We start from the raw sequence: 4920 nt of genomic DNA on the forward strand, positions 1-4920 counted from the left end.
GCGCTTGCCCTCCACTCCGGTCGTGTCGTCGACCGGGCGTCCCGCCTCGGTGAGCAGCTCCTCCGTGCGCAGCGGCCGGATCTCGCTGACCGCGCCGACGAGCGTGGTCTTGCCCACGCCGAAGCCGCCGGCCACCAGGATCTTGAGCGTGACGGGCTCGACCGGAGACTTCCCGCGCTCAGAACGCCCGAAGATCATCGATCTCTTCTCCTGCTTGATGGGGATGGTGGGACGGTGGGCCGTAGCCCCCGCCGCCAGGGGTTTCGATGACGAGTACGTCGCCGGGACCGACGTCCGCGGAGTCACTGCCGGCGAGCGCGGTGACGGTGCCGTCGGCCCGCTCCACGCGGTTGGCGCCCAGCGCGCCGGGCTCGCCGCCCGCCATGCCGTACGGGCGCACCCGGCGGTGCTGGGACAGGGTGGAGACGGTCATGGGCTCCTCGAAGCGGATGCGGCGCACCGCGCCGTCCCCGCCGCGCCAGCGTCCGGCACCGCCGCTGCCGTGCCGGACGGCGAACTCCTCGAGCCGCACGGGCAGTCGCCACTCCAGGACCTCGGGGTCGGTGAGCCGCGAGTTGGTCATGTGGGTCTGGACGACGGGAGCGCCGGGGAAGCCGTCGCCCGCGCCCGAGCCCGAGGCGACGGTCTCGTAGTACTGGTGCCGCTCGTTGCCGAAGGTGACGTTGTTCATCGTGCCCGAGCCCTCGGCCTGGACGCCGAGCGCCGCGTACAGGGCGCCGGTGATGGCCTGGGAGGTCTCGACGTTGCCCGCGACGACGGCGGCGGGCGGTTCGGGCGCCAGCATCGAGGCGGCCGGCACGATGATGTCCAGGGGCCGCAGGCATCCGTCGTTGAGGGGGATGTCGTCGGCGACGAGGGTCCTGAAGACGTACAGGACGGCCGCGTTGACCACCGCGAAGGGCGCGTTGAAGTTGCCGGCCAGCTGCGGGGAGGTTCCCGTGAAGTCCACGGCCGCTGAGCGCTTTTCGCGGTCCACGCGCACGCGTACGCGGATGACGGCGCCCGAGTCGGTCTCGTAGGCGTACGCGCCGTCGTCCAGGGCGTCGATCACCCGGCGGACGGCCTCCTCGGCGTTGTCCTGGACGTGCCGCATGTAGGCCTGGACGACGTCGAGCCCGAAGTCCTCGATCATCCTGGCGACTTCGTCGACGCCCTTGCGGTTCGCGGCGATCTGGGCGCGCAGGTCGGCGAGGTTGGTCCTGGGGTTGCGGGAGGGGTAGGGCGCCTCGGTGAGCAGCCGGCGGGTCTCCTCCTCGCGGAAGCGGCCGGCCTCGGCGAGCAGCCAGTTGTCGAAGAGGACGCCCTCCTCCTCGATGGTGCGGCTGTCGGCGGGCATGGAGCCCGGCGCGATGCCGCCGATCTCCGCGTGGTGGCCGCGCGAGGCGACGTAGAAGAGGATCCGGTCACCCTCCGTGTCGAACACCGGCGTGATCACGGTGACGTCCGGGAGGTGGGTCCCACCGTGGTACGGGTCGTTGACGGCGTAGGTGTCACCGGGCCGCATGGCCGCCCCCCGGCGCCGGATGACCTCCTTGACGCTGGTGCCCATGGAGCCCAGGTGGACGGGGATGTGGGGGGCGTTGGCCACCAGGTTTCCGTCCGGGTCGAAGAGCGCGCAGGAGAAGTCCAGGCGCTCCTTGATGTTGACGGACTGGGCCGTCGACTCCAGCCGCGCGCCCATCTGTTCGGCGATCGACATGAAGAGGTTGTTGAAGACCTCGAGCAGGACCGGATCGGCTTTCGTGTCGAGATCGGAACTCTGCGTGACCGCCGCGCGTTCCATGACCAGATGCCCGTCGTCGCGGGCCACGGCCTGCCAGCCGTCGTCGACGACGGTCGTCGCACCGGCCTCGGTGATGATCGCGGGGCCGGTGACCGCCTCGCCGGGAGGGAGGTCCTCACGGCGGTGGAGGGGTACGTCGCGCCAGGTGCCGCCGGTGTGCAGCCGGACGGTGTCGGGAGCGGCGGTGCGGCCTTCGTACGGGGCGAGGGCGGAGAGATCGGGGGGTTCGGTGATGCCGGTGGCTTCCACGGAGAGTGCTTCGACGACGATCGGGCGGTCGAGCGTGAAGGAGTACGTGGCGCGATGGCGTTCCTCGAAGGCGTGACGCATCGTGCCGGGCTCGGTCAGCTCGACGGTGAGGGTGGTGTCGGTGCCGTCGTAGCGGAGCTGGGCGCGGCGGACGACCCGGATGTGGTCCTTCGGGACGTCCTCGGCGAGGAGTTCGCCGCGGGCCGCGCCCTCCAGGTCGTCGGCCGTCTTGAGGACGGCGGGCATGGCCGCGGCTTCCAGCGGCGCCTCGACGGACTGCTCGCGCATGGCGGTGGTGTCGGCGAGGCCGATGCCGAGCGCGGACAGGACACCGGCCATGGGCGGGACGAGGACGGTGCGGATGCCGAGCGAGTCGGCGACCATGCACGCGTGCTGGCCGCCCGCGCCGCCGAAGGTGGTCAGGGCGTAGCGGGTGACGTCGTGGCCCTTCTGGACCGAGATCCGCTTGACGGCGTTGGCGATGTTGGCGACGGCGATCTGCAGGTAGCCCTCGGCGACCTGCTCGGGCGTGCGGTCGTCGCCGGTCCGCTCGCGGATCTCGCGCGCGAGGGCCGCGAAGCGGTCGCGGACGAGCCGGTCGTCGAGGGGCTGGTCGCCGTCGGGGCCGAAGACCTTCGGGAAGTGGGCGGGCGGGATGCGGCCGAGCATGACGTTGGCGTCGGTGACGGCGAGCGGGCCGCCGCCGCGGTAGCAGGCGGGCCCGGGGTCCGCCCCCGCCGAGTCCGGCCCCACGCGATAGCGGGAGCCGTCGAAGTGCAGGACCGAGCCGCCGCCGGCCGCCACGGTGTGGATGTCCAGCATCGGGGCGCGCAGCCGGACACCGGCGATCTGCGTGGTGAAGACGCGCTCGTACTCACCGGCGAAGTGCGAGACGTCGGTGGAGGTGCCGCCCATGTCGAACCCGATGACCCGGTCGAACCCGGCGAGCCGCGACATGCGGGCCATGCCGACGATCCCGCCCGCGGGGCCGGAGAGGATGGCGTCCTTGCCGCGGAACTGCCCGGCCTCGGCGAGACCGCCGTTGGACTGCATGAACATCAGCCGCACACCGGCCAGTTCGTCGGCCACGTGCCGGACGTAGCGGCGCAGCACCGGCGAGAGGTAGGCGTCGACGACGGCGGTGTCCCCGCGCGGGACGAGCTTCATCAGCGGGCTGACCTCGCTGGACAGCGAGATCTGCGGGAAGCCGATGCGGGCGGCCAGCTCCCCGACGGCCTGCTCGTGGGCGGGGTGCAGATGGCTGTGCATGCAGACGACGGCGACGGCGCGGATCCCGTCGTCGTACGCCTCCTGGAGCGGCCCGGTCAGCGCGTCCAGGTCGGGCGCGCGCAGCACGGTGCCGTCGGCGGCGATGCGCTCGTCGACCTCGACGACCCGCTCGTGGAGCAGTTCGGGCAGTTCGATGCGGCGCGCGAAGATCTGCGGCCGGTTCTGGTAGGCGATGCGCAGGGCGTCTCGGAAGCCGCGGGTGACGACGAGCAGCGTGCGTTCGCCCTTGCGCTCCAGCAGGGCGTTGGTGGCGACCGTCGTGCCCATCCGGACGGCCTCGACGGCCTCCCGGGAGCCGTCCAGCAGCTCCCGGACGCCCGCCACGGCCGCGTCGGAGTACCGCGCCGGGTTCTCCGACAGCAGCTTGTGCGTGAGCAGGCGCCCGTCCGGGCGGCGCGCGACGATGTCGGTGAACGTGCCGCCCCGGTCCACCCAGAACTGCCAGCCAGTCACGTCAGTACCCCGCTTCCGCGCCGCTCACAGCGCCCGGAGGCCGTTGATCACGTCGCGCAGAATACTCTCGTCCACCAGCTCGGCAGGCGGGATCGGCCGGTTGACGTGGACGAATTCCGCGTCCACGAGATCCCCGACGAGCACCCGGACCACACCGATGGGCAGATCGAGCTCGGCGGCGAGTTCGGCGACCGACTGGGGTGTGTCCCGGCACAGGTCGACGATGTCCACGTGTTCGGGGGACAGCGTCGTGTCGGCGTCCGGGTCGTCCGCGTGCGGTTCGGCGACCACCACCGCGATCAGGTCGAGGCGGTGCTGCCCCGGACTGGTCGTGCGACCGCGTGTCATCGCGTAGGGGCGGACGACCGGTCCGGCCTCGTCGTCGAACCAGTGGCTTGTTCCCTGACCGTCAGCGCTCATGACATCTCACTACCCGCCCGCGGGCAGATCGGTGCGCGGAGCGGTGCCGAGATGCGCGCCGACGCGCTTGACCAGGAGAGTCATCTCGTACGCCACCTGGCCGATGTCGGCGTCGGCGTCCGAGAGGACGGCGAGGGCGCTGCCGTCGCCCGCGGCGGTCACGAACAGGAAGGCCTCGTCGAGTTCCACGATGGTCTGCCGGACGTTGCCCGCCTCGAAGTGGCGGCCCACACCCTTGGCGAGGCTGTGGAACCCGGAGGCGACGGCGGCGAGGTGCTCGCTGTCCTCCCGGGTCAGGTCCCGGGACACGCCGGTCGGCAGGCCGTCGCCGGAGAGCACGAGAGCCTTGCGGATGCTCGCGACGCGGTCCACCAGCTCGTCCAGGAGCCAGTTCAGCTCTCCGGACTGGTTGGTCGCGCTGTGGCCGGTCGCCTTCGGTGCGGTCATCGACCGTCCCCCTTTGTCGTTCCTTGTGGTGCTGTGCCGCGCTGGGCGTCGTCGCCCCCGGCGTTCTCCTCGCGGCCGCGCTGCCAGCCGCGCTGGAGCGAAGCCATACGGTTGCGTACCTCGTCGGCGTCCCGCTCGGCGGGTTCCGCGCGGTCCTCCGGGCGCCGCACGGCGCTCTGGCGCAGCTGCGGGGCCAGGTTGGCCTGGCGCACCCGCCGGGGCAGCGCGCCCGCGCCGGGCCCGGCCTCCGGCGTTCC

At 72.2% G+C, this 4920-nt stretch carries 4 protein-coding genes and 1 pseudogene; all 5 read right to left on the reverse strand.

Features of this window, described 5'->3' with window-relative positions; genetic code table 11:
• Positions 1 to 198: pseudogene (locus tag M8J74_RS40240) on the reverse strand (ATP-binding protein); the annotation flags it as partial.
• Positions 179 to 3796: a hydantoinase B/oxoprolinase family protein gene (locus M8J74_RS40245; protein ID WP_249841160.1), complete on the reverse strand. Its 3618-nt coding sequence runs from the start codon at positions 3794 to 3796 to the stop codon at positions 179 to 181. The gene M8J74_RS40245 and the pseudogene M8J74_RS40240, both read right to left, overlap by 20 nt.
• 24 nt (positions 3797 to 3820) lie before the next feature.
• The gene (locus M8J74_RS40250) at positions 3821 to 4216 is read right to left on the reverse strand and encodes a DUF742 domain-containing protein (RefSeq protein ID WP_249841161.1); all 396 of its coding nucleotides are present in this window, start codon (positions 4214 to 4216) and stop codon (positions 3821 to 3823) included.
• Between the two features lie 9 nt (positions 4217 to 4225).
• Positions 4226 to 4663 carry a roadblock/LC7 domain-containing protein gene (locus M8J74_RS40255; RefSeq protein WP_058926586.1) on the reverse strand — a complete coding sequence of 146 codons (438 nt, stop codon included), beginning with the start codon at positions 4661 to 4663 and terminating at the stop codon, positions 4226 to 4228.
• Positions 4660 to 4920, reverse strand: a 261-nt coding sequence (locus tag M8J74_RS40260; protein ID WP_249841162.1) for a hypothetical protein, incomplete at its 5' end; no start/stop codon positions are given. The genes M8J74_RS40260 and M8J74_RS40255, both read right to left, overlap by 4 nt.

It is taken from the genome of Streptomyces panaciradicis, from assembly GCF_023516615.1.
GTDB lineage: Bacteria > Actinomycetota > Actinomycetes > Streptomycetales > Streptomycetaceae > Streptomyces > Streptomyces panaciradicis.

Bases quoted from the DNA above. Each gene is read 5' to 3' on its own strand.
- M8J74_RS40255 (WP_058926586.1), bottom strand. From the start codon at position 4,663: ATGACCGCACCGAAGGCGACCGGCCACAGCGCGACCAACCAGTCCGGA.
- M8J74_RS40250 (WP_249841161.1), bottom strand. From the start codon at position 4,216: ATGAGCGCTGACGGTCAGGGAACAAGCCACTGGTTCGACGACGAGGCC.